Raw genomic sequence first — 22,916 nt, forward strand, 5'->3', positions numbered from 1 at the left:
TTTATTTCTTTTTAATTACTTATTAATTCTATTACAAAATTGTACAATGAAAAAAAAACTAAAAGAAAAAAATTTACAACATACACCTATGATTCAACAATATTTAAAAATTAAAAAAAAATATCCAAAAACGCTATTATTGTATCGTATGGGAGATTTTTATGAATTATTCTATGATGATGCAAAACATGCATCAAAAATTTTAGATATTGTTTTAACAAAAAAAGGGGTATCTTTTAATAAACCAATTATAATGGCAGGTTTCCCGTATCATTCATTAGAAAATTATTTATCTAAATTAATGAAGTTAGGAAAATCTGTTGCTATTTGTGAACAAATAAATGAAAGATCTTTTAACAAAAAAGGATTAATTGAAAGAAAAGTTATTCGTGTTATAACTCCTGGAACTATCAGTGAAGAAAATCTTCTTCCAGATCGTTTAGATAATTTATTAGCTGCAATTTTTGAAAAATCTAATAAATTTGGATATGCAACCTTAGATATTATTTCTGGAAAATTTAGAACTAGCGAATTAGATAACGAAAATATGATGCTAGCAGAATTAACTAGAACTAATCCTACTGAATTGCTTTATCCAGAAAATTTTACTAAATATCACTTAATTAATAATAGAAAAAATTTATGTCGTCGTCCTGTATGGGAATTTGATTTAGATACTGCTAATCAACAACTAAATATACAGTTTCAAACTAATAATTTATCTGGTTTTGGAATAACTTCAAATTTTATTGGATTACCTCCTGCTGGATGTTTATTGCAATATGTTAAAGATACACAATTATCATGTTTACCGCATATTAAATCAATAAGTATACATTCTACAAAAAATACCATTATCATGGACGCAACGACTCATCAAAATTTAGAAATTACTAAAAACTTGTTAGGTAATACTGAAAATACGCTTGCTCATATACTGGATAAAACAGCTACAACCATGGGTAGTAGGATGCTAAAAAGATGGTTACATATGCCTTTACAAGATATAAAAATAGTAAAACTTCGCCAAGAAGCTGTTTGTGAATTAAAAATCTTTCATAAAGAAATAAAAAAAATATTATCTACTATAAGTGATATAGAAAGAATATTAGGTCGTTTATCACTAAGAACAATTAAACCTAGAGATCTTATCTCTTTTCGTAAATCTTTATATCAGTTACCTAAATTACATGATGTTTTATCAAAAACAAAATCAGTAAAACTATCAGCATTAAAATCTCAAATAGGGTGTTTTTCAAATATTCAAGAATTACTTGAAAAATCAATAGTTGATCAACCACCTCTTTCTATAAGAGATTGTGGAGTTATTAAATCTGGTTATAATGTAGAATTAGATTATTGGCGTAAGTTCTCTTTAGGTATTCAAGATTTTTTAACTACTGTAGAAGTTCGCGAACGTAAAAGATTGAAAATTGATAATCTTAAAATAGGTTTTAATACTATACATGGCTATTACATCGAAATTAAACGTAGCAAAAATCATTTAATTCCAAACAATTATATTAGGCTTCAAACATTAAAAAATGTAGAACGTTATACCATAACAGAAATGAAAGAACATGAAAAACAAGTGTTTTTAGCAAAAGATAAAATACTCGTTTTAGAAAAAAAAATATATGAGGAATTATTAGATTTTTTACTAAATTTTTTATCTGATTTACAAAGAAGTGCACTAGGTTTATCAGAACTTGATGTATTAAATAATTTAGCTGAACGCGCAGAAACATTAAATTATTGTCTCCCTACTTTATGTGAAAGTATTCAAAATATAGAAATTATTAATGGACGTCATCCAGTTATAGAAGCATCTATAAAAAATAAACCATTTATTGCAAACTCTATTGTTTTAAATAAAAATAAAAATATGTTAATGATTACTGGTCCAAATATGGGTGGTAAAAGTACGTATATGAGAATGTCAGCTTTGATTGTAATCATGGCTTGGATTGGTAGTTTTGTTCCAGCTGAACAAGCAAAAATTGGTTTGATTGATCGTATTTTTACTCGCATTGGAGCTACTGATAATCTTGCATCAGGTCAATCTACTTTTATGGTAGAAATGGTAGAAACAGCAAATATTTTAAATAATGCTACAGAAAAAAGCTTAGTAATCATGGATGAAATTGGTAGAGGTACATCTACTAAAGATGGTATATCAATAGCTTGGGCATGTGCAAAAAATTTAGCAAAAAATATACAATCAATGACTTTATTTTCTACTCATTATTTTGAATTAACAAAATTATCTCAAATTATTTGTTCTATAGAAAACATGTGTTTTAATTCATATGAATACAAAAATACTATTGCATTTATGTATAAAATTCAAAAAGGATGCACTAATATTAGTTATGGGTTACGTGTTGCTTCTTTAGCAGGTGTTTCAAGAAATGTTATAAATACTGCAAAAACAAAAATGAAAGAACTAAATAATTTTTATGATATAAAATCTTTTAATAGTATTTCAAAAAAATATCAAAATATTTTAAAAGTTTTAAAAAAAATAGATGTAAATATGCTCGATCTAAAAAAAATTAAAAAATTAATACTATTATTACAGTTAATAATTAAATAATAAAAAAATTATTTTTTTTTAAAATACTTTTTATCAAAAATTAAAACGTTTGTTTCACAAAATATACCTTCTTCTCTACCAATAAATCCTAATTCTTCTGTTGTTGTTGCTTTAATATTAATTTTTTTAATATCACAAGATAAATCTTCAGAAATATTCATACACATTTTAGATATGTAATTTCTTAATTTTGGACGTTCTAGTAGAATTGTAATATCAATATTACCAACGAAAAACTCAATTTTTTTAATTTTTTCGAAAACTATTTTTAATAAAATACGACTATTAATATTTTTATAAATAGGATTAGTATTAGGAAAAATTGTTCCAATATCACCTATTGATGCAGCACCTAAGAGTGCATCCATTAAAGAATGTAGCACTACATCACCATCAGAATGAGCAACACATCCTTTAGAAAAAGGCACTAATACGCCCCCAAGTATTAATTTTTTATTTTTACTAAGACGATGAACGTCTATACCATGTCCAATGCGAATCATTTTCTTATTTTTTTCTATGTTGTAAATAAAAATTTGCGAACAATAAATCTTCTATTGTTGTAATTTTTATATTAGTGCTATTCCCTTCAATTATTTCTGGAAAATATCCAAAAATTTCTAATGTAGATGATTCATCTGTCACGCATATTTTTTTTTTATATACTTGATTAAAACAATATAAAAGAACTTTATAAGGAAATAGTTGAGGTGTCATAGCATTCCATAATCTTTCACGATCTAGTGTTTTTAAAATTTTGTTTTTGTATAAATTATTACTAATTTTTATAGTATTAGTGATTGGACTTGCTAATATAGCACCGACTTTACTATAACAACGTATTGCAAGTAAGCGAATTAAATCTTTTTTATTTAAAAAAGGACGCACAGCATCATGTATTAATACCCAATTAATATGTGCATTAATTGCTTTTAACCCTGAAAAAACTGATTCAAATCGTGTTTTACCGCCAATAACAGTAAAAACTCTATGATTTTTTGATATTGGTAATTTTTTGAAAAAAACATCATTAGAACTAATAACTACATATATTTTTTTAATATCTGAAACAGATAATAATCGCAAAATGCTGTGTTCAATAATAGTCAAATTATCTAATAGCAAATACTGCTTAGGTAAATCTATATTCATTCTTTTCCCTATACCAGCTGCAGGAATAATTGCAATAATATCTTGAGAGTTCTTATTTAACATTTTAAATATATTAATTTTTAATTATTTCATGATGTTATAATACTTAAAATAATAACATTTATTTGTAATTATTTTTTATATCTTCTAACTCTTGTTCAAGAGATTTTCTTTTTTGCTTTAACATAATATTTTCTATTTTTTTTTGTGTCATTTTTTTTTTAATTTTATTATAATCATGTATGCCATTTTTTCCAAACCACAAAGAATACTGTAACCAAGCAATTAAAAGTATTGCAACCAATTTCTTTATAAACATGTTTTTATATAAAAAATATTTTAAAATTTTAATATAACATTATATTTAATAAATAAAAATCTAATAATGCTGCATTTTTTATACTAAATTATATCTACGTAAATTTTTTAATAAATCACGCATAGTATTGATAAGTGATTTGGTTCCATCTAACCAAATATCTGGAGATAAAGGTTTTTCATAATCATCATTAATACCAGTAAAATTATTAATTTTTTTTAATTGTACAAATTTATATAAACCTTTAACATCACGTTTTTGACAAACAGATAACGGAGTATCTACAAAAATTTCAATAAACTCATTTTTTTTAAATAAAATTTTAACACTTTCTCTATCTTCTCGATAAGGAGAAATTAATGCAACAAAAACTATAATACCTGCATCCATCATTATTTTTGCTATTTCTCCTACACGACGAATGTTTTCTTTACGATCTTTTTTATCAAAACTTAAATCACGACATAGTCCATAACGTATATTGTCACCATCTAATAAATAAGTACTTAATTTTTTTTTAAAAAATATTCGTTCCAACATTCCAGCTATGGTAGATTTTCCTGATCCTGATAAACCAGTAAACCATAACACTTTTGACAAATGACCATGATTATTTTCACGATCTCTGCGTTTAATTTTATGATTATGCCATATAATGTTTTTATTATTTTTCATATTTATTTTTTAATAAATCACATGCATTCCAATGAGGAAAATATTGTCTAATAAGTTTATTTAATTCTAATTCAAAAAGATCATCTTTTTTTAAAATTTTTTTATCTTCTTTATATATAATTTTTTTAACCATACCAGCGCCAACCGTTAAATTATTAATAGAATCAATTAAAATTATGCTTCCAGTGGTCTTATTTTGACAATATTCTTCCATATATAATTTTTCTTCAAAAAAACATAATACTGATCCAATTTCATTTAATTGTAAACTGTCAGTATTTAAAGATTTTAGTGTATTAATATTAATTTTTGAAAGTATTTTTTCTATATGTATTTTCAATTTTTTATGACAAAATTTAATATAATATGTTTGATTTAATGTTAACGGTTTTTCAGACATCCAAACTAAATCAAAAATAACATGTTTTGTTCCACTAATTTTTTTTTCATTGAGAGCAATGCAAATATCTCCTCGACTAATATCAAGATAATCTTTTAATACTATAGTGATAGATTCTCCTGCATATGCTTTTTTTTTATCACCATCAAAAGTAACAATTTTTTTAATCATAGATTCTTTAGAAGATGGTAAAAATTTAACTTTATTGCCAACTTCTATTGATCCAGAAGCAACAGTACCAGAGTACCCTCTAAAATCTGATTGAGAATAATTTACATATTGTATAGGAAAACGCATAGGCTGATTATTTAAAGAAGACAATAGTTCAATAGTGTTTAATATATTAATTAACGTTTTATTTTTATACCAGAGCATATTTTTACTTGAAAATACAACATTATCTCCTTTTAAAGCTGATATCGGAATAAAATAAATTTTTATTTTTTTTTCAAATTTTTTAATAAATTTTAAATATTCTAATTTTATATTAAGAAAATCACTTTCTTTATAAGATACCAAATCCATTTTATTAATTGTTACAATCAAAATTTTTATGCCTAGTAATATACAAATAAAACTATGTCTACGTGTTTGATCTAATAATCCTTTTCTAACATCTACTAATAAAATCGCAACATCAGAATTGGAAGCTCCAGTTGCCATATTTCTAGTATATTGTTCATGACCAGGAGTATCTGCAATGATAAATTTTCTTTTTTCACTAGAAAAATATCTATAAGAAACATCAATAGTAATACCTTGTTCTCTTTCTGCTTGTAACCCATCCACTAGAAAAGCTAAATTAAATTTTTTGTTACCATAACGTTTACTATTTTTATTTAATAAAGATAATTGATCCTCATATATTTGAGAGGTATCATATAACAATCGACCAATTAATGTGCTTTTACCATCATCTACGCTACCGCATGTAATAAATCGTAATAAAGTTTTTTTTTGTTGATTGATAATCCAATTTTTAATATTTAATTTTTCATTTTCTTTTACAAAATTATTATTCATTTTTAATATCCTAAGCTAAAAATATCCTTGACGTTTTTTAAATTCCATTGAATTTTTTTGATCGTAATCAATAACTCGTCCTTGACGTTCGCTGTTTTTAGTTATTAATGTTTCTTCAATAATATCTAACAAACTTTTTGCTTTTGATTGAATTGCTGCAGTTAAAGGCCAACAACCCAAAGTTCTAAACCTTATTCTTTTTTTCTTTATTATTTCATCTTTTTTTAAATGGATACGATTATCGTCTACCATAATTAGTAAATTGTTACGTTTTATTACTGGCCTAATTAAAGAAAAATACAATGAAACAATTTTAATATTTTCTAAATAAATATATTGCCAAATATCTAATTCTGTCCAATTAGATAATGGAAAAACACGAATACTTTCACCTTTATTAATTTGACCATTATAATTTTTCCACAATTCAGGACGTTGATTTTTTGGATCCCATCGATGAAATTGATCTCTAAATGAATAAATGCGTTCTTTTGCACGTGATATTTCTTCATCACGTCTTGCTCCTCCAAAAGCGGCATCGAAACAATATTTATTTAGTGCTTGTTTTAATCCTTCTGTTTTCATTAAATTTGTATATTGTGAACTTCCATGTATAAATGGATTGATATTCATTTTTAATCCCTCTTTATTACAATATATTAACAATTCTAATTTCATCTCTTTTGCAACAATATCTCTAAATTTATACATTTCTTGAAATTTCCATCCTGTATCAATATGTAATAAAGGAAAAGGTAATTCACCAGGATAGAATGCTTTTTTTGCCAAATGTAACATTACAGAAGAATCTTTTCCTATTGAATACAACATAACTGGATTATTAAATTCTGCCGCTACTTCACGTATAATATAAATGCTTTCTGATTCTAGTTGTTGCAAATGATTGTTTTTTAAATACATATAATGCAAATGTTTCCTGTTTAATATAATTTATATTATTTTCTTTTAGATTTAAGTACTTTCAATAGTTAAATAATATTCATATAAACTTTCATCATTTGTCCTTTTTTTTGAAGTTAACATATGAAAATTTTAATAAAAATATAAAATTTTTAGCTAATTTTCGTATCTAATTTTGGTAAAAAATATAATATTTTATAAAGTTGTTTAATTTAATTGAACTAGAGAAAAATTAATTGAGGGGTTATAAACTTTTTGAAGATATTGAACGTTTTTTTTATTATTAATAATCTTTCCTACAATTAAAAATATAGGTTTTGATAAAAAACTTGATATTTTTTTTAAATTTTTTAAATTTTTAAGAAAAATTATTTGTTTCATTGAGATAGAATTAATTAAAATAAAATTTTCTTTTTTAAAATTATATCCGACAGATATTAGTGTATGTATTATAACAAATATATTTTTTTTATTAACATTAGGTATTATTAATGTTTTGTTTTTAAAATAAGATGACAAATAAAAATTATTATGATCATTATTTATGAAAAGAAAATCGTTTTTAAAATAACGATTTGTTAAAGCAATGTGTAATAAAGAAGAAGTTATATATTTATTAAAGATAGAAACACCTGGGATAAATTCAAAAAATATATTTGATTTTTTTAGTTGATTAAAATTTAAATAAAAGTTTTCTATTGAAATAATGAAATTTCCAAAAATTAATCTTACTACTCTTTTATTCTGTTGTGCTAATTTTATTAATCTATCATCAATGTTTTTTTTATAATAAAAACAGTCTAATTTATGAAAATTAACACTAATAATCTGTGCATCTCTTCTTATTAAATTTAATAATTCTTTATCAATTACTGAATCATATAACACTATGTCTGCTTCTTGTAAAGCTTGTAAACCACGTAGTGTTAATAAGTTTTTACTTCCTTGAGTAGATTCTAATATAATAACTGCTCCTTTATATACTTTTTTATTTTTTATTTCCTTTGAAAGAAGATTTTCTGCTTCTTTTATATTACCGTTTTTTATTAAACTAGAAAAATTTCCATTTAATATTTCTTCAAAAAAACGACGCCTATAAAAAATATTCTTAAACTTTTGATTGATTCTTGTTTTCCATTTTTGAATAATTGTAATTAATTTTCCAATATTAAACGAAATTAAAGATTCAATTTTTTCACGTAATAAACGAGTTAAAATTGGTACTATCCCGTTTGAAGAAATTGCAATTATTAAAGGATATCGATCGATAATTGATGAAAAGATAATACTACATTTTTTTTTATCATCAACAACGTTTACTAAACGATAAGATTCATTGGCATTTTTAAAAACTGTTTCGTTTAAAATATTATTATTAGTTGCTGCAATAACTAAAAAAACTTTTTTTAACTGTGATTTATGAAAATTTTTTGATATCCAAAAAATTTTTTTTTGTTCATTGAGTTCTTTTAATTCTTGACATAAAGTATTTGAGACAACTTGTATTTGAGCGCCAAAATCTAACAATAATTTTATTTTTCTAGTAGCAATTTTACCACCTCCTACTACTAGTATAGGGCATTTTTTTAAAGCAATAAAAAGAGGAAAATATTTCATATTAAATTATTCAACGTATTTTTATTAAAAATATATAAAAAATAAATGAGTATCACAAAAAATTGTAATAAAAAAACTATTCTTCATGTAATCCACATTCTCTTTTTAAACCAAAAAAACGTGTTTCTTCTTCTTTCATTCCTGTTTCTAATGGTTTACTTGTATGTATATCACCTACTGAACAGTAACCTTTTTCCCATAAGGGATGATACTTTAAATTATTTTTCTTAATATAAGAAAATATTTTTTTATTATCCCAATCAATAATAGGTAAAAATTTAAATATTTTTTTTTGAATAGATAATATAGATAAATTTTTTCGACTTTTTGATTGTGTTCTACGTAATCCAGCAAACCAAGTTTTTACTTTTAAAGTTTTTAAAGCTTTATTCATAGGTTCAATCTTATTAATTTTATTATAAAGTTTTATGCCTTTTATTCCTTGTTTCCATAATTTTCCATAACATGCTTCCTGCCATGCAGGAGATTTATTAGAACGAAAAACATATAAATTAATATCTAACTTTTCTTTTAGCTCTTCTAAAAATAGATAAGTTTCTTTAAAAAGATAACCTGTATCAATAAAAATCACTGGAATTTTGGGATTTTGACTAATAATTAAATGTAATAAAACCGCTGATTGAATTCCAAAACTAGAAGTAATAACAAATTTTTTTTCTAGATTATTTAATGCCCAATTAATACGTTTTTCTGCACTAAAAGGTTGTAAAATATGATTAATTTTCATAAATATTTTTATATGTTCTTTTTGCGATAACGTATTAATTTCATTTAAACATAATAAGCGCATATTTTTACCAAAAGTCATATGTAGAATTTATTACAGGTTTTACAATTTTTGTTCTAATAACAAAATCACCAAAAATTTCATTAAAATTACGATTTTTTGACCATAATATAATTAATTTTTCAAGTATATTAATTATTTCTTTTTCATTTATGTTCTCTTTATAAAGACGAGGAATACGAGTTCCTAATCTATTTCCTCCTATATAAAGATTATAGTAATTAAGTGATTTTCCAATTAATCCTATTTCAGAAAGCAAAGCACGAGCACATCCATTAGGACAACCGCTAATACGCAAAGTGATATAATCATTTCCAAGATTACACTTATATAATATTTTTTCTATCTTTTTTATGAAACTGGGTAAAAATCTTTCTGCTTCACTCATAGCTAATGGACATGTTGGAAAAGATACACATGCCATTGAATTCTTTTTTTGAGCACTAATTTCTTTTGTTAAGGAATAATAATTTAAAATCTCATTAATTTTACTTTTTTCATTGTTATCAATTTTAGCAAAGATTAAATTTTGATTTGTTGTTAAATAAAAAAAACTTTTATGAATTTTTGCAATTTCTTTAATTCCGTTTTTTAATTCATAGTTATTTTTATTCATAATTCGTCCATTTTCGACAAACAAAGTAAAATACCACTCTTTTTTGTCGTTTTTTACCCATCCAATATCATCATATCGCATTGAAAGTTGATAACTTTTTATTTTTTCGAACTTTAATAAAGCTCTTTTTTCAATTTCTTTTTTAAAAAAATTGATTCCAAGACGATCTATTGTATATTTTGTTTTAGCGTTCTTGCGATTAACACGATTACCAAAATCTCTTTGTATTGTAACAACAGCTTTTGTAACCTCAAATAATTTATCAACATGAAAATAACCTATTTCACTTGCTAATCTCGCATAAGTTAATTTATTATTATGTTCAATAGAAAGTCCTCCACCTATTAATAAATTAAAACCAATTAATTGATTATCTTTTACTATAGCAATAAAATTTAGATCATTAGCATGTAAGTCAACATCATTGTAAGGTGGAACCACAATACTGATTTTAAATTTTCTAGGTAAATATGTTTTTCCAAGAATAGGTTCATGATCTTCTGTATTAATTTTTTTATCTAACCAAATTTCAGAATAAGCATTAGTTTTTGGTAATAAATAATCAGAAATCTTTTTTGAAAAAAGATAAATAATTTCCTGTAAATCTGATTTTATATTAGGATTTGTAGAACAAATAACATTACGATTACCATCATTAGCTGTTGCAAAAGAATCAAGTTCTACTTTATGAAGTATTTTGTGTATTAATTTTACATTTTTTTTTAAAATACCATGAATTTGTAAAGTTTGACGATCTGTTATACGTATATTTTTATATAAAGTATATTCATCACAAAATTCATCAATAGCTAACCATTGTTTCGGAGTAATTCTACCACCAGGAATACGAACTCTTAACATCATTGAATAATTTGGTTCTAACAGTTGTATATTTCGTTCTTTTCTAATATCTCTGTTGTCTTGTTGATACATGCCATGAAAACGAATTAAAAAAGAGTTCTTTTCATCAAAAGAACCTGTTAGTTTATTTTTTATATCATTAACTATAGTTCCTCGTAAATAGTTACTTTGTTCTTTAATATTTTCTTCTTCAGAAGGTTTACCTTTAATAATTAAATCTTGAATATTGTTAATCATTAATAAATATCTCGTTGATAACGATTGTTCATTCTAAGTTTATTTAAAAAAATATGAGATTGTTCGCTGTTCATTTTTCCAGATTCCATAAATATTTTTAACAATGTATTATTCACTTCTTTTGCCATAAATTTTGCATTACCACATACATATAGATGTGCTCCTTTTAGAATCCAAGACCATATTTTTTCTTTTTTTTGATAAAGTTTATCTTGTACATATATTTTTTTTTTATCATCTCTGGACCAAGCAAGATCAATATAAGTTAATGTTTTTTTTCTAAAAAAATATTGCCACTCTGTTTGATAAAGGAAATCCTCAGAAAATGTTTGGTTGCCAAAAAATAACCAATTTTTAGTAATCTTTTCATTACTTTGATTTCTTTCTTGCATAAAAGCACGAAAAGGAGCTATACCAGTACCAGCAGCAATCATAATAACTGGAATTTTTGCGTCAGATGGTAAACGAAAATTATTATTTTTTTCTATAAAAATACGTAAATTTTTATTTGTTTTTAAACGATATGCTAAATAACTAGATGCTCCTCCCATACGTATTTTATTTTTAATTTTATAACTTAATACATTAACAGTAATATGTATTTCATTTTCAAACTCTTTTTGGGAAGAAGAAATAGAATAAAAACGAGGCGTAATAGGACGAAATATACTAATTAATTGCTCTTTTTGTAAAGATGTTGGAAATTCTTTAAACATATCAATAATAGTTATATCTTTGACATATCTTTGCAGCTTTTTTTCATTTTTCAAGAGATTTTTTAAAAAAATATTGTTAGATAAACTTGCATATTTTTTTACAATATTAATGGTATTAACAGTAATTTCACAGTAATTTTTTAATATTTTAAATATGGTTAAATTTTTTTCATTAAATTTTATTAAATCAGTTGCTTGTAAATTAAAAATATCAAGAAATTCATAAACCAAATTTTCATCGTTTTTATACCAAATTCCTAAAGAATCTCCTGGTGAATATTTTAAAGTAGAATCACCTAAAGATATTTCTAGATGACGTACATCTTTCTTTGAATATCGACCAGTTATCTTTTTATTCATAATTAATTTTGCATTAAAAGGATTATCTTTTGAAAATTTTTTTTCTTCTTTCTTTATTATGTAAGAGTTTTTTAAATATTTTTTTTTATTATGAAGCAATATTTCTGACATTTTTTTTTTAATGAAACTAATTATTTTAGAGCTCCAATTTTCAAATAAATTTAAATATTCTATATCTGCATCAACACGATCAATAATTCTTTTTCCTTTAAGTTCTTCTAAACGTTTATCTAAATCTTTCCCTGCTTGATTAAAAAATTGATACGAAGTATCACCTAAACCAAATATAGAAAAAAAGCAGTTTTTTATTGTTGGAGCGTTTTTTGACATTAAAAAATTATAAAAAGATATTGCTTCTTCTGGTGGCTCACCTTCTCCATATGTTGATATTATTATCAATAAAATTTTTTCTTTATCAATTTTTTTAAAATTATATTCATTTGAATTAAATAATTGAACGTTAATATTTTCTTTTAAAAATTTTTTATATATATCTTTAGCAATACTTCTAGCATTTCCTGTTTGAGAAGCAGAAATTAATGTAACTTTTACAGGTTCATCATTATTTATAAATTTTTTTGTATTACAAGTATTTTTTTGTTTTTCTGCAATGGAATATAAATAGCCAGATATCCAGGCAATTTGAACAGTAGATAGTTCTTTTATTATTTCTTTTAATTGATCAATTTGATCATTTTTTAAAAAATCAAATATTTGTTTTAATTTTATAAAATCAATTTCCATTTTTTTTAACCTATAAAATATCAGTTTAATAAATATTAAAATAATGTAATATATTTTTTAAAAGCTATACTAATTTTAATTTTGTAGCATAAAAATATTATTAAATAAATCAATGATAATTTTTAAAGATTTTCAATTTGAAGCAGCACATCAATTACCTTATGTTTCGAAAGAACATAAATGTAGTCGTTTACACGGTCATTCTTTTAAAGTGCGGTTAGAAATATTTGGAGAAACACAGAAAAAAACAGGTTGGGTTATGGATTTTAAGAAAATAAAAAATATTTTTAAATCCGTACATAATCAGCTTGATCATCGTTTTTTAAATGAAATACCTGGATTAGAAAATCCTACTAGTGAAATATTAGCAAAATGGATTTGGAATAAAATAAAACCTCATCTGCCAGAATTATTGTCTGTTACAATAAAAGAAACGTGCACATCAGGATGTATTTATAAAAAATAAAAACATAATTTTAATGATTGCTATATAATTTTTTTATATTAATTAGTACTATTTTAGATTTAAATATTTATGCATTTGAACTGATAATCGCCAATTTCGAGCAATACAAGTTTTAATACAAATATTTGTTGCGATATTATTTTGATTTATAGGTTGTAATGATACAATGTACTTTTTTCTATTTTTTAAAATAGAAAGTAAAAAATCAAGATCGCTTATATCTTTTTCAGAAAAAACAGGATATTTAATTTCGTTAGCACGCAATAAAGAATCAGTTAGAATGGATTTTTTTTTGATGTTTTTTTTTGGTGAAACTGTTACCCAAGTATTTTTAAAACAATAAATTGGATATGCACCACTAGTTTCTATTTGACAGAAAAAACCAAATTTTTCAAAGACATATATTAATGGACGAAGATCATATTTAGTTGGTTCACCTCCAGTAATTACTAAGTGACGAGCAGTCCATTTTTTTTTTAAAATTATATTTAATAACTGTTGAGGATTTGCTAAACACCATTGATCCTTCTTTTTTTTTTTTAAAATATTATTAATGGATATTTTTTTTTCATTTTTTTTGTTCCATGTATATTTGGTATCACACCAATTACATTTAATTTGACAATATTGCATACGAATGAAAATAGCAGGTGTACCTGTATAAAACCCTTCTCCTTGAAGGGTTTGAAATACTTCATTTATTGGATAATTCATATATTTATAAATACATAATAAAGTTAATAATTAATATAGTAGATTATTTTATTTCTTAAATTTTTTTAATTCTTTTATGCCATGAAAAAAAACTTTATTTCCTAATTGTTCTTCGATTCTGATTAATTGATTATATTTAGCAATACGTTCTGAACGACTCATAGATCCACATTTTATTTGACCAGATTTTGTTCCTACTGCTAGATCGGCAATAAAAGTATCTTCTGTTTCTCCTGATCGATGAGAAATAATTGTAGAATATCCGAAATCTTTAGCTAAACGAATGGTTTCTAAAGTTTCAGTTAATGAACCAATTTGGTTGAGTTTTATTAAAATTGAATTGGCAACTTTTTTTTCAATACCTTTTTTTAAAAATTCAATATTTGTTACAAATAAATCATCACCTACTATTTGTATAGTATTACCTAAAATTTTAGTTTGATAAATGAATCCTTCCCAATCGGATTCATCTAAACCATCTTCAATAGAAGAAATCGGATATAGTTCAGTTAATGATTTTAAAAAGTTTGTAAGAGCTTTAGAATCAAAAGTTTTTTTTGTTTCATTATTTAAAATATACTTTCCATTTAAATAAAATTCTGATGCTGCACAATCTATTGCAAATAAAACATCTGTTCCTAATTTATAGGGAGTTTTATTCACTGCATCTTGTAACAATTGCAATGCATCAGTATTAGAATTTAAATTCGGAGAATATCCACCTTCATCTCCAACACTCACATTCATTTTTTTATTTTTTAAAATAATCCCTAATTGATGAAAAATTTCTGCACTTATGCGAACAGATTCTTTAAAAGTTTTAGCGCCTACTGGTTGAATCATAAATTCTTGAAAATCTATATTATTATTAGCATGTAATCCCCCGTTTAAAATATTAACCATCGGTAAAGGCATAGAAAAATCATTAAAATTTCCATTTATTTCAGAAATATGCTGATATAGTGGCATTTTTTTATGTAAGGCAGCAACTTTTGCAGCAGCTAAAGAAACAGCAAGAATTGCATTAGCACCGAGATAAGATTTATCTTTTTTATCGTCTAAATAAATCATAGATTTATCAATATCTTCTTGATTTGTTACATCCTTCCCTTGCAGCATTGGGGAAATTAGTTGATTAATATTTTTAACAGCTTTTATCACTCCTTTTCCTAAGAATCTATTTTTATTATTATCTCTTAATTCTAATGCTTCACGAGATCCAGTAGATGCCCCAGATGGTACAGATGCTAAACTAAATAATCCGTTGTATAGATGCACTTCTGCTTCTACAGTAGGGTACCCTCTAGAATCAATTATTTCACGACCAATGACTTTTTTAACTTTAGACATAAAATTTTCCATTAAAGTTTTTGATATATTTTAAGTGTATTACAATATTTTTGAACTAATTTGATATTTATAAGCTGCTTTAATAAAAGAAGAAAATAAAGGATGTCCATCACGTGGTGTAGAACTAAACTCAGGATGAAATTGACATCCAATAAACCATGGATGATTTTTTAATTCTATAATTTCAATTAATTGATTTTCAACAGAATATCCAGCAATAATTAACTGTAATAAATTATTTTTTCTTAATAAATGAGAATTAACTTCATATCTATGACGATGACGTTCAAAAATAAAATCTTTATGATATATTTTATATGACAAACTATTGCGCGTTAAATAACATTTTTGATTTCCTAGGCGCATAGTTCCACCTAAATTACAATCTTGCTTTTTGATGATCTTTTTTTTAGGAAAATTTTGCCATTCATCAATTAATGCTATTATTGGATATATACAATTTGGAAAAAACTCAGTGGAATGAGCATGTTTTATCCTTAAAACATTTTGAAAATATTCTATAATTGCTAGTTGCATACCTAAACAAATTCCAAAAAAAGGAATTCTTTTTTCTCTTGCATATTTAATAGCGATTAATTTTCCACACACTCCCCTATAACCAAAACCTCCTGGAACTAAAATACCATCTATTTTTTGTAATAAATCTATACCATTTTTTTCTAAATCTTGTGAATCAATGAATACTATGTTAACTTTGATATTATTTTTTAGACTTCCATGTTTTAATGCTTCAACAATAGATTTATAAGCATCAGGTAAAACTACATATTTACCGACTATACCAATATTGATTGTACCTTTTAAATTATTTAGAGAACTAATAACTTTTTCCCATTCATTTAAATTAGCTAATGGCACAGATAAATTAAAATATTTGCAAATGTAATCATCTAATCCTTGATTATTTAAAATTTTTGGAATTTCATAAATAGAATTAACATCATTTAAAGATATAACAGCTTTCTCTGGTACGTTACAAAATAATGAAATTTTAGCTTGATCATAAGTATTCATTACATAATGTGAACGACAAATTAAAATATCAGGTTGTATACCAATAGAAAGTAGTTCCTTTACAGAATGTTGTGTTGGTTTTGTCTTTAATTCTTTTGATGTTAAAAGATATGGAACTAAAGTGAGATGTATATATAAAACATGTTGTCGACCGATATCTACAGCCATCTGTCTAATTGCTTCAAGAAAAGGTAAAGATTCGATATCTCCGACCGTTCCACCTATTTCAACTAAAGTAATTAAAAAATTTTTTCCACATTTAATAATATGATTTTTAATAGCATTAGTAATATGAGGAATTACTTGGACAGTTGCACCTAAAAAATCACCACGTCGTTCTTTTGAAATTACTTCAGAGTAAATAGATCCAGTTGTAACATTATTATTACGAGACATTTTGGTTCTTATAAAACGTTCATAATGACCAAGATCCATATCAGTTTCTGCACCATCTTCTGTTACGAAAACTTCACCGTGTTCTGTTGGACTCATAGTTCCTGGATCAATATTAATGTAAGGATCTAACTTCATGACAGTAACATTTAAATTACGTGCTTCTAAAAGAGAAGCTAATGAAGCAGTAGTAATACCTTTTCCTAAAGAAGAGACAACTCCTCCTGTTATAAAAATATATTTTTTTATCATATTTAACCTAAAAAGCTTCATTATCCTTATAATAAAAAATTATTATTTTATAATTTTAAAATAGCTTTTTTTAATAAATTTTAAAAATTTTACTATAAAATATTGTACTAATTATTAAAAGAATATATATATTTTTTATAAAAATTTTAAGAAAAAATACAATCTTTTACAATATGAATATTTGTATGTGTAAAATGTTTATAATTATTATATATTAACAGTTATTTTATTATAAAAATAATTGCCGCTATATTCAAAGTGGTTTTATATTAATTTTTTTATAATAAAAATCATCCCCTATGGGATTTGAACCCATAACTAACCCTTAGGAGGGGTTTATTATATCCTTTTTAACTAAGGGGATACTAATTTCAAATAAATTTTTTATTTTTTAGAAAATTTATAAAAAATGATTATTGATTATTTTTTAGAAAATAGATATTATTTTATTATACAATACAATGTTTTTTTCAAAGGAGTATATACTGAAAAAAAAATTAATTTTTTTTGATCTTGATGGAACTTTACATAAGCAAGATATGTTTAGACTATTTATTTTCTATTTATTAATATATAGATTTTGGAGTATATTATTAGTTTTTATAATATCACCGATTATTATTCTTACGTTATTGTTTTCAAAAAAAACAGCACGTCAACCAATAAGCTTATTATTATGGGCTATAACTTTTGGGTGTAGTAAAAAACGTTTATTAAAATTTGAACAAAATTTTTCATATTGGTTTCGTAAAAGAATTAAACCTTTTCCACTAGTACATAATAGACTTATTCAATATCTTAATAAAAAAAACACTGCAGTTTGGATTATTAGTGGATCACCAGAATCTTTAATAAAAAAAGTATATTATGATGCGAAATTTTTTAATAAAATAAATTTAATAGGTAGCAAAATAGAGCCATTTTTTTTTGGTTATATATTAACATCACGTTGTATTGGTTTAGAAAAAGTTTCACAATTAGAAAAAAAAATAGGAAAACCATTAAGTCTTTATAGTGGTTACAGCGATAGCAAAAATGATAAACCTTTATTGTTTTATTGTAAATATAAATGGAAAGTTACACGTAATGGTAATATCAAAAAAAATTATTAACGTCTATTAAAAAATGAAAGATGATGAATATTGGATGCGTTTTGCTATTTTCAATGCTAAAAAAGCACACAAAAAAAATGAAATTCCTATAGGAGCTATTTTAATTAAAGATAATATAATTATTGGACAAGGATGGAATCAAACTATAAAAAAAAACGATCCCACTGCCCATGCAGAAATATTAACTTTACAAAAAGCATCTAAAAAATTAAATAATTATCGATTATTACATACAACACTTTATGTAACATTAGAACCTTGCATAATGTGTGTTGGAGCGATTTTACACAGTCGTATTTCTAAATTAATTTATGGTGCGCATAATAAACAAATTAATGCAACAAAAATTTTATTATATCCTAAATTAAATCATCATATAAAAGTTTTTTCTGGTGTTTTAGAAAAAGATTGCTCAGATTTATTAAAAAATTTTTTTCAAGATCGTCGAAAAAAGTAGTTTATATACTATAAATAAATTATTTTTTTTTAAAATTCAACATGCAGATATTTATGATAAAATTTTAAATAATTATATAAAATAACGTTAATTATTAAACAATAGATAATGTAAAAAAATAATCTTTTTTATAATTAAAATAATACGAGATTTTTATGATAGAAATTCTACATGGTTTGCCAGTTTTATCTCATTTTTTCATAAAAAAAATACTGAATCGCATTAAAATAACTAATATTTCAGTAAAAAATATTTATGCTAAGTACTTGTATTTTTTAGATTTAAAAAAATCGCTGAATACAAACGAAAAAAAACGTTTAAAAAAAATTTTACAAATAGATAGTTTTTATGAAAAAGAAACAAGTTTTTTTAAGCATAAATTTTTAGTTCTTCCAAGAATTGGTACTATATCTTCATGGTCATCAAAAGCTACAGATATTGTTAAGAATTGTCAAATAGATTCTATTAAACGTTTAGAAAAAGGTGTTTTATTTTATGTTAAAAATAACGAAATAACTGATAAAAAATGGAAAACAATTGCTAAACATCTTTATGATAGTATGACAGAAACAATTACTGAAGATTTTGAAAAAGTTCAATATTTATTTAAAAAACAGCATCCATCTTCTTTTAGAGAAATTGATATTTGTAGTAATGGAATTGATATATTAAAAATAAAAAATCTGTCGATGCAATTAAATTTATCAATTGATGAGATTAATTATTTTTTTACTGTTTTTAATAAATTAAAACGTAATCCAACTGATGTTGAGTTTTATATGTTTGCTCAAATAAATTCTGAACATTGTCGGCATAAAATATTTAATGCTAAATGGATCATTAATGGGATTAAAAAACATAAATCCCCATTTAGTATGATCAAAAATACTTTTAAAATGATTCCAAATCATATAATTTCTGCTTATATAGATAATTCTGCTATTATGGAAGGTTCTGATACCAGTATTTTTCAATCTAATTATATAAACGGAATTTATGAGTATCAACAAGAAAAAATAAATATAGCTATTAAAGTAGAAACACATAACCATCCTACATCTATATCTCCATGGGAAGGATCAGCAACAGGAGCTGGAGGTGAAATTAGAGATTTATCTTCCACAGGAAAAGGAGCTAAACCTAAAGCTGGTTTATCTGGATTTTCTGTTTCAAATTTATTTATTCCAAAGTTTATACATCCTTGGGAAAAAAAATATAATCAACCAAAAAAAATAGCTAGTGCTTTAAATATTATGATTGAAGGGCCTTTAGGATGTTCATCATATAATAATAAATTTGGCAGACCAGTTATTAATGGTTATTTTAGAACATATGAAGAACCCTTCAAAAATAGCAAAAAATCTTTAAAAAAAATATACGGATATCATAAACCTATTATGTTATCTGGAGGGATAGGAAGTATTATTAATGCTAATTCAAAAAAAATGAACTTAAGAGTAGGTGATAAATTAATAATACTAGGTGGCCCAAGTATGAAGATTGGATTAGGAGGTAGCACAGCATCTTCATCAAATTCTTATATTTCTAATCCTGATTTAGATTTTTCTTCTGTACAGCGCGATGATCCAGAAATGGAAAGACGTTGTCAAGAAGTTATAGATAAATGTTGGCAATTAGGTAAGATGAATCCTATACTTTTTATTCATGATATAGGAGCAGGAGGTATAGCTAATGCTATAGTAGAATTAATTATGAGTAGTGGATATGGCGGATTAATTGATTTACGTAAAATTCCTACTAGTGAAGATAGTATGAATCCCTTAGAATTGTTATGTAATGAATCTCAAGAACGTTATGCAATAGCTATAGATTCTAAAAATCTTGAAATTTTTTTTAATTTTTGTAAAAGAGAACGTGCTCCTTATGCTGTTATTGGCGAAATTACAAATAATAAAAATTTAGTAATTTTTGATAAAACATTCAATAATTTACCAGTTAATATACCACTTTATAAATTTTTAAAAAAAATTCCTAGAAAAAAACATAACGTGAGAAGTTTAAATAGTAAAAATCCACCATTATCTCTAAGTAATATAACTTTAAATGAAACTATAAAACGTATATTATATTTACCTTCTGTTGCAGAAAAAAGTTTTTTAATTACAATAGCTGATCGTACAGTGACTGGAATGGTTGTTCGTGATCAAATGATAGGTCCATGGCAAATTCCTGTTTCAAATTGTGCAGTTACTACCTCAAGTTTTGATAGTTATTATGGAGAAGCTTTTTCCATTGGAGAACGTTCTCCAATATCATTAATTAATGCAAGTGCTGCTGCTCGTATGTCATTAGGAGAAGCAATTACTAATATTGCTGCAGTTCATATTGGATCAATTAATCGTATTAAATGTTCTGCTAATTGGATGATTGCATCTGGACGCGATGGAGAAGATGAAAAACTTTATGAAGCTATTAAATCAATTAGCGAAGATATCTGCCCAAAATTAGGAATCACTATACCTGTTGGTAAAGATTCTATGTCAATGACAACATATTGGAAAACTAAGAATGAATCTTATGAAATGATATCTCCTGTATCAATTGTTATTACTGCTTTTGCACGAGTGGAAGATGTTCGTAATGTTGTTACACCTGAATTACAATTAAATAATAAAAATTTATTATTATTAATTGATCTTGGAAGAGGTCATAATGCTTTAGGAGCTACTTCTTTTTCACAAGTGTATAATAAAATTGGTGATAAAAGTGCTGATATTAGAAATGTTCAAGATCTTGCTAAATTTTTTAGTGCAATTCAGTATTTATGCTCCACAAAAAAAATTTTAGCATATCATGATCGATCTGATGGAGGTTTATTTGTAACTTTATTAGAAATGGCTTTTGCTGGTCATTGTGGATTAAATATTGACGTTTCTGAGTTAGGAAAAGATTTATATAAAATATTATTTAATGAAGAATTAGGTGCTGTCATTCAAATTAATTATGAGAACCTTTCTAGTATAAAAAAAATTTTTTCGCGCTATAATATATTAGATTGTGTACACGTTATTGGTTATGCAACATCAAAAAATAATGACTTTACTATAAATTTTCATAAACAAACTATTTATAAAGAAAAATGTAATATACTACGAATGTTATGGGCAGAGACATCTTGGAGAATACAAAGATTAAGAGATAACGAAAAATGTGCAGATGAAGAATTTTATAATAAAAAAGATGAAAAAAACCCTGGATTACATGCATATCTAACTTTTAAAGTTAATGAAGATATTGCAGCACCTGCTATTCTTACCGGTATACGCCCAAAATTAGCAGTATTACGTGAACAAGGTATTAATTCTCATATAGAAATGGCAGCAGCTTTTCATAGAGCAGGTTTTGAAGCAATAGATGTACATATGAATGATTTATTATCTGCTCGTTTTAAATTGGAAGATTTTCATATGATTGTTGCTTGTGGTGGTTTCTCTTATGGTGATGTACTAGGAGCAGGAATGGGATGGGCGCATTCTATTTTATCAAATAAAATTTTAAAGAAAAATTTTAAAGATTTTTTTCATCGTAAAGATACTTTATCTTTAGGTGTATGCAATGGATGTCAAATGTTCTCACATTTGTCCAGTTTAATACCAGACAGTAGTTTATGGCCAAATTTTTGTTTAAATAAATCTGGTCGTTTTGAATCACGTTTTGTTTTAGTAAAAGTTATGAAAAGTCCATCGCTTATATTAAATGACATGGTTGACTCACATATTCCAATTCCTGTTTCACATAGCGAAGGATATGTGAAATTTAAAAATCATGAACATTTATTATCATTAGAGTCAAGTGGATTAATAGCTTTGCGTTATATTGATAACTATGGAAAAATTACAGAAAAATATCCATTTAATCCAAATGGTTCTTCAAACGGTATCACTGCTATTAGTAATAAAAATGGACAAGTGACAATTATGATGCCTCATCCTGAGCGTGTTTTTAGAACAATAAATAACTCTTGGTATCCTGAAGAGTGGGGAGAAGATGGTCCTTGGATGCGTCTTTTTAGAAATTCACGTAAACAATTATGTTAATTTTATAAAAAATTAAATTTTTATATAATTTTTT

General features: G+C 24.7%; 18 protein-coding genes. 5 read left to right on the forward strand and 13 right to left on the reverse strand.

Going from position 1 to position 22,916, the window contains the following annotated elements:
* The first annotated feature begins 46 nt into the window (after window positions 1-46).
* The gene (mutS, locus tag TGUWTKB_RS01455) at window positions 47-2,596 is read left to right on the forward strand and encodes a DNA mismatch repair protein MutS (protein WP_052459542.1); all 2,550 of its coding nucleotides are present in this window, start codon (window positions 47-49) and stop codon (window positions 2,594-2,596) included.
* Window positions 2,597-2,604: 8 nt separating this feature from the next.
* On the opposite strand, the gene ispF is transcribed toward mutS, so the two are convergent.
* The 10 genes from ispF to TGUWTKB_RS01505 all read right to left on the reverse strand — a co-directional run bounded on the left by ispF (window position 2,605) and on the right by TGUWTKB_RS01505 (window position 13,045).
* Window positions 2,605-3,096 carry a 2-C-methyl-D-erythritol 2,4-cyclodiphosphate synthase gene (ispF, locus tag TGUWTKB_RS01460; protein ID WP_198407584.1) on the reverse strand — a complete coding sequence of 164 codons (492 nt, stop codon included), beginning with the start codon at window positions 3,094-3,096 and terminating at the stop codon, window positions 2,605-2,607.
* A 7-nt stretch (window positions 3,097-3,103) separates the two neighbouring features.
* Window positions 3,104-3,811: a 2-C-methyl-D-erythritol 4-phosphate cytidylyltransferase gene (gene ispD, locus TGUWTKB_RS01465; protein WP_041062843.1), complete on the reverse strand. Its 708-nt coding sequence runs from the start codon at window positions 3,809-3,811 to the stop codon at window positions 3,104-3,106.
* A gap of 58 nt (window positions 3,812-3,869) precedes the next feature.
* Window positions 3,870-4,067 (reverse strand): septum formation initiator family protein, encoded by a 198-nt coding sequence (locus TGUWTKB_RS01470; RefSeq protein WP_052459543.1) that lies wholly within the window; start codon window positions 4,065-4,067, stop codon window positions 3,870-3,872.
* A gap of 78 nt (window positions 4,068-4,145) precedes the next feature.
* On the reverse strand, window positions 4,146-4,742 hold the full coding sequence (gene cysC / locus TGUWTKB_RS01475; protein WP_041062846.1) for an adenylyl-sulfate kinase: 597 nt from the start codon (window positions 4,740-4,742) through the stop codon (window positions 4,146-4,148).
* Entirely contained in the window at window positions 4,732-6,165 is a 1,434-nt protein-coding gene (cysN, locus tag TGUWTKB_RS01480) for a sulfate adenylyltransferase subunit CysN (RefSeq protein ID WP_041062849.1), read from the reverse strand. Before cysN ends, cysC begins: the two co-directional genes overlap by 11 nt.
* Window positions 6,166-6,180: 15 nt before the next feature.
* Complete coding sequence (gene cysD / locus TGUWTKB_RS01485; protein ID WP_041062851.1) at window positions 6,181-7,086, reverse strand: sulfate adenylyltransferase subunit CysD; 906 nt, start codon at window positions 7,084-7,086, stop codon at window positions 6,181-6,183.
* Between the two features lie 207 nt (window positions 7,087-7,293).
* Window positions 7,294-8,703, reverse strand: a complete 1,410-nt coding sequence (locus tag TGUWTKB_RS01490) for a siroheme synthase family protein (RefSeq protein ID WP_052459544.1) — start codon at window positions 8,701-8,703, stop codon at window positions 7,294-7,296.
* A gap of 76 nt (window positions 8,704-8,779) precedes the next feature.
* Complete coding sequence (locus TGUWTKB_RS01495) at window positions 8,780-9,514, reverse strand: phosphoadenylyl-sulfate reductase (RefSeq protein ID WP_041063569.1); 735 nt, start codon at window positions 9,512-9,514, stop codon at window positions 8,780-8,782.
* A gap of 4 nt (window positions 9,515-9,518) precedes the next feature.
* A complete protein-coding gene (cysI, locus tag TGUWTKB_RS01500; RefSeq protein WP_041062854.1) occupies window positions 9,519-11,225 on the reverse strand; it encodes an assimilatory sulfite reductase (NADPH) hemoprotein subunit in 1,707 nt (568 codons plus the stop codon).
* The gene (locus TGUWTKB_RS01505) at window positions 11,225-13,045 is read right to left on the reverse strand and encodes an assimilatory sulfite reductase (NADPH) flavoprotein subunit (protein ID WP_052459545.1); all 1,821 of its coding nucleotides are present in this window, start codon (window positions 13,043-13,045) and stop codon (window positions 11,225-11,227) included. Before TGUWTKB_RS01505 ends, cysI begins: the two co-directional genes overlap by 1 nt.
* Window positions 13,046-13,157: 112 nt before the next feature.
* Here TGUWTKB_RS01505 and queD point away from each other — a divergent pair, with 112 nt between their 5' ends.
* Window positions 13,158-13,511, forward strand: coding sequence for a 6-carboxytetrahydropterin synthase QueD (gene queD / locus TGUWTKB_RS01510; RefSeq protein WP_041062857.1), 354 nt, complete (start codon window positions 13,158-13,160; stop codon window positions 13,509-13,511).
* A gap of 48 nt (window positions 13,512-13,559) precedes the next feature.
* On the opposite strand, the gene queE is transcribed toward queD, so the two are convergent.
* From queE to TGUWTKB_RS01525, 3 genes are read right to left on the reverse strand one after another with little or no spacing between them, the layout of a single operon-like run.
* Window positions 13,560-14,225: a 7-carboxy-7-deazaguanine synthase QueE gene (queE, locus tag TGUWTKB_RS01515; RefSeq protein WP_041062860.1), complete on the reverse strand. Its 666-nt coding sequence runs from the start codon at window positions 14,223-14,225 to the stop codon at window positions 13,560-13,562.
* Window positions 14,226-14,273: 48 nt separating this feature from the next.
* The gene (eno, locus tag TGUWTKB_RS01520; protein ID WP_041062863.1) at window positions 14,274-15,575 is read right to left on the reverse strand and encodes a phosphopyruvate hydratase; all 1,302 of its coding nucleotides are present in this window, start codon (window positions 15,573-15,575) and stop codon (window positions 14,274-14,276) included.
* Window positions 15,576-15,614: 39 nt separating this feature from the next.
* Window positions 15,615-17,255 carry a CTP synthase gene (locus TGUWTKB_RS01525; RefSeq protein ID WP_041062866.1) on the reverse strand — a complete coding sequence of 547 codons (1,641 nt, stop codon included), beginning with the start codon at window positions 17,253-17,255 and terminating at the stop codon, window positions 15,615-15,617.
* A gap of 461 nt (window positions 17,256-17,716) precedes the next feature.
* Here TGUWTKB_RS01525 and TGUWTKB_RS01535 point away from each other — a divergent pair, with 461 nt between their 5' ends.
* The 3 genes from TGUWTKB_RS01535 to purL all read left to right on the forward strand — a co-directional run bounded on the left by TGUWTKB_RS01535 (window position 17,717) and on the right by purL (window position 22,882).
* Window positions 17,717-18,367, forward strand: coding sequence for a haloacid dehalogenase-like hydrolase (locus tag TGUWTKB_RS01535; RefSeq protein WP_041062869.1), 651 nt, complete (start codon window positions 17,717-17,719; stop codon window positions 18,365-18,367).
* Window positions 18,368-18,380: 13 nt separating this feature from the next.
* The gene (gene tadA / locus TGUWTKB_RS01540; RefSeq protein ID WP_041062872.1) at window positions 18,381-18,824 is read left to right on the forward strand and encodes a tRNA adenosine(34) deaminase TadA; all 444 of its coding nucleotides are present in this window, start codon (window positions 18,381-18,383) and stop codon (window positions 18,822-18,824) included.
* A gap of 155 nt (window positions 18,825-18,979) precedes the next feature.
* Window positions 18,980-22,882: a phosphoribosylformylglycinamidine synthase gene (gene purL, locus TGUWTKB_RS01545; protein WP_041062875.1), complete on the forward strand. Its 3,903-nt coding sequence runs from the start codon at window positions 18,980-18,982 to the stop codon at window positions 22,880-22,882.
* Window positions 22,883-22,916: the final 34 nt, after the last annotated feature.

This window comes from Candidatus Tachikawaea gelatinosa (assembly GCF_000828815.1).
Lineage (GTDB): Bacteria > Pseudomonadota > Gammaproteobacteria > Enterobacterales > Enterobacteriaceae > Tachikawaea > Tachikawaea gelatinosa.

Excerpts from the sequence above, each read along its gene's own strand:
- mutS (WP_052459542.1), top strand. The coding sequence starts at position 47 with ATGAAAAAAAAACTAAAAGAAAAAAATTTACAACATACACCTATGATT.
- ispD (WP_041062843.1), bottom strand. The coding sequence starts at position 3,811 with ATGTTAAATAAGAACTCTCAAGATATTATTGCAATTATTCCTGCAGCT.
- TGUWTKB_RS01470 (WP_052459543.1), bottom strand. The coding sequence starts at position 4,067 with ATGTTTATAAAGAAATTGGTTGCAATACTTTTAATTGCTTGGTTACAG.
- cysC (WP_041062846.1), bottom strand. The coding sequence starts at position 4,742 with ATGAAAAATAATAAAAACATTATATGGCATAATCATAAAATTAAACGC.
- cysN (WP_041062849.1), bottom strand. The coding sequence starts at position 6,165 with ATGAATAATAATTTTGTAAAAGAAAATGAAAAATTAAATATTAAAAAT.
- cysD (WP_041062851.1), bottom strand. The coding sequence starts at position 7,086 with ATGTATTTAAAAAACAATCATTTGCAACAACTAGAATCAGAAAGCATT.
- TGUWTKB_RS01490 (WP_052459544.1), bottom strand. The coding sequence starts at position 8,703 with ATGAAATATTTTCCTCTTTTTATTGCTTTAAAAAAATGCCCTATACTA.
- TGUWTKB_RS01495 (WP_041063569.1), bottom strand. The coding sequence starts at position 9,514 with ATGCGCTTATTATGTTTAAATGAAATTAATACGTTATCGCAAAAAGAA.
- cysI (WP_041062854.1), bottom strand. The coding sequence starts at position 11,225 with ATGATTAACAATATTCAAGATTTAATTATTAAAGGTAAACCTTCTGAA.
- TGUWTKB_RS01505 (WP_052459545.1), bottom strand. The coding sequence starts at position 13,045 with ATGGAAATTGATTTTATAAAATTAAAACAAATATTTGATTTTTTAAAA.
- queD (WP_041062857.1), top strand. The coding sequence starts at position 13,158 with ATGATAATTTTTAAAGATTTTCAATTTGAAGCAGCACATCAATTACCT.
- queE (WP_041062860.1), bottom strand. The coding sequence starts at position 14,225 with ATGAATTATCCAATAAATGAAGTATTTCAAACCCTTCAAGGAGAAGGG.
- eno (WP_041062863.1), bottom strand. The coding sequence starts at position 15,575 with ATGTCTAAAGTTAAAAAAGTCATTGGTCGTGAAATAATTGATTCTAGA.
- TGUWTKB_RS01525 (WP_041062866.1), bottom strand. The coding sequence starts at position 17,255 with ATGATAAAAAAATATATTTTTATAACAGGAGGAGTTGTCTCTTCTTTA.
- TGUWTKB_RS01535 (WP_041062869.1), top strand. The coding sequence starts at position 17,717 with ATGTTTTTTTCAAAGGAGTATATACTGAAAAAAAAATTAATTTTTTTT.
- tadA (WP_041062872.1), top strand. The coding sequence starts at position 18,381 with ATGAAAGATGATGAATATTGGATGCGTTTTGCTATTTTCAATGCTAAA.
- purL (WP_041062875.1), top strand. The coding sequence starts at position 18,980 with ATGATAGAAATTCTACATGGTTTGCCAGTTTTATCTCATTTTTTCATA.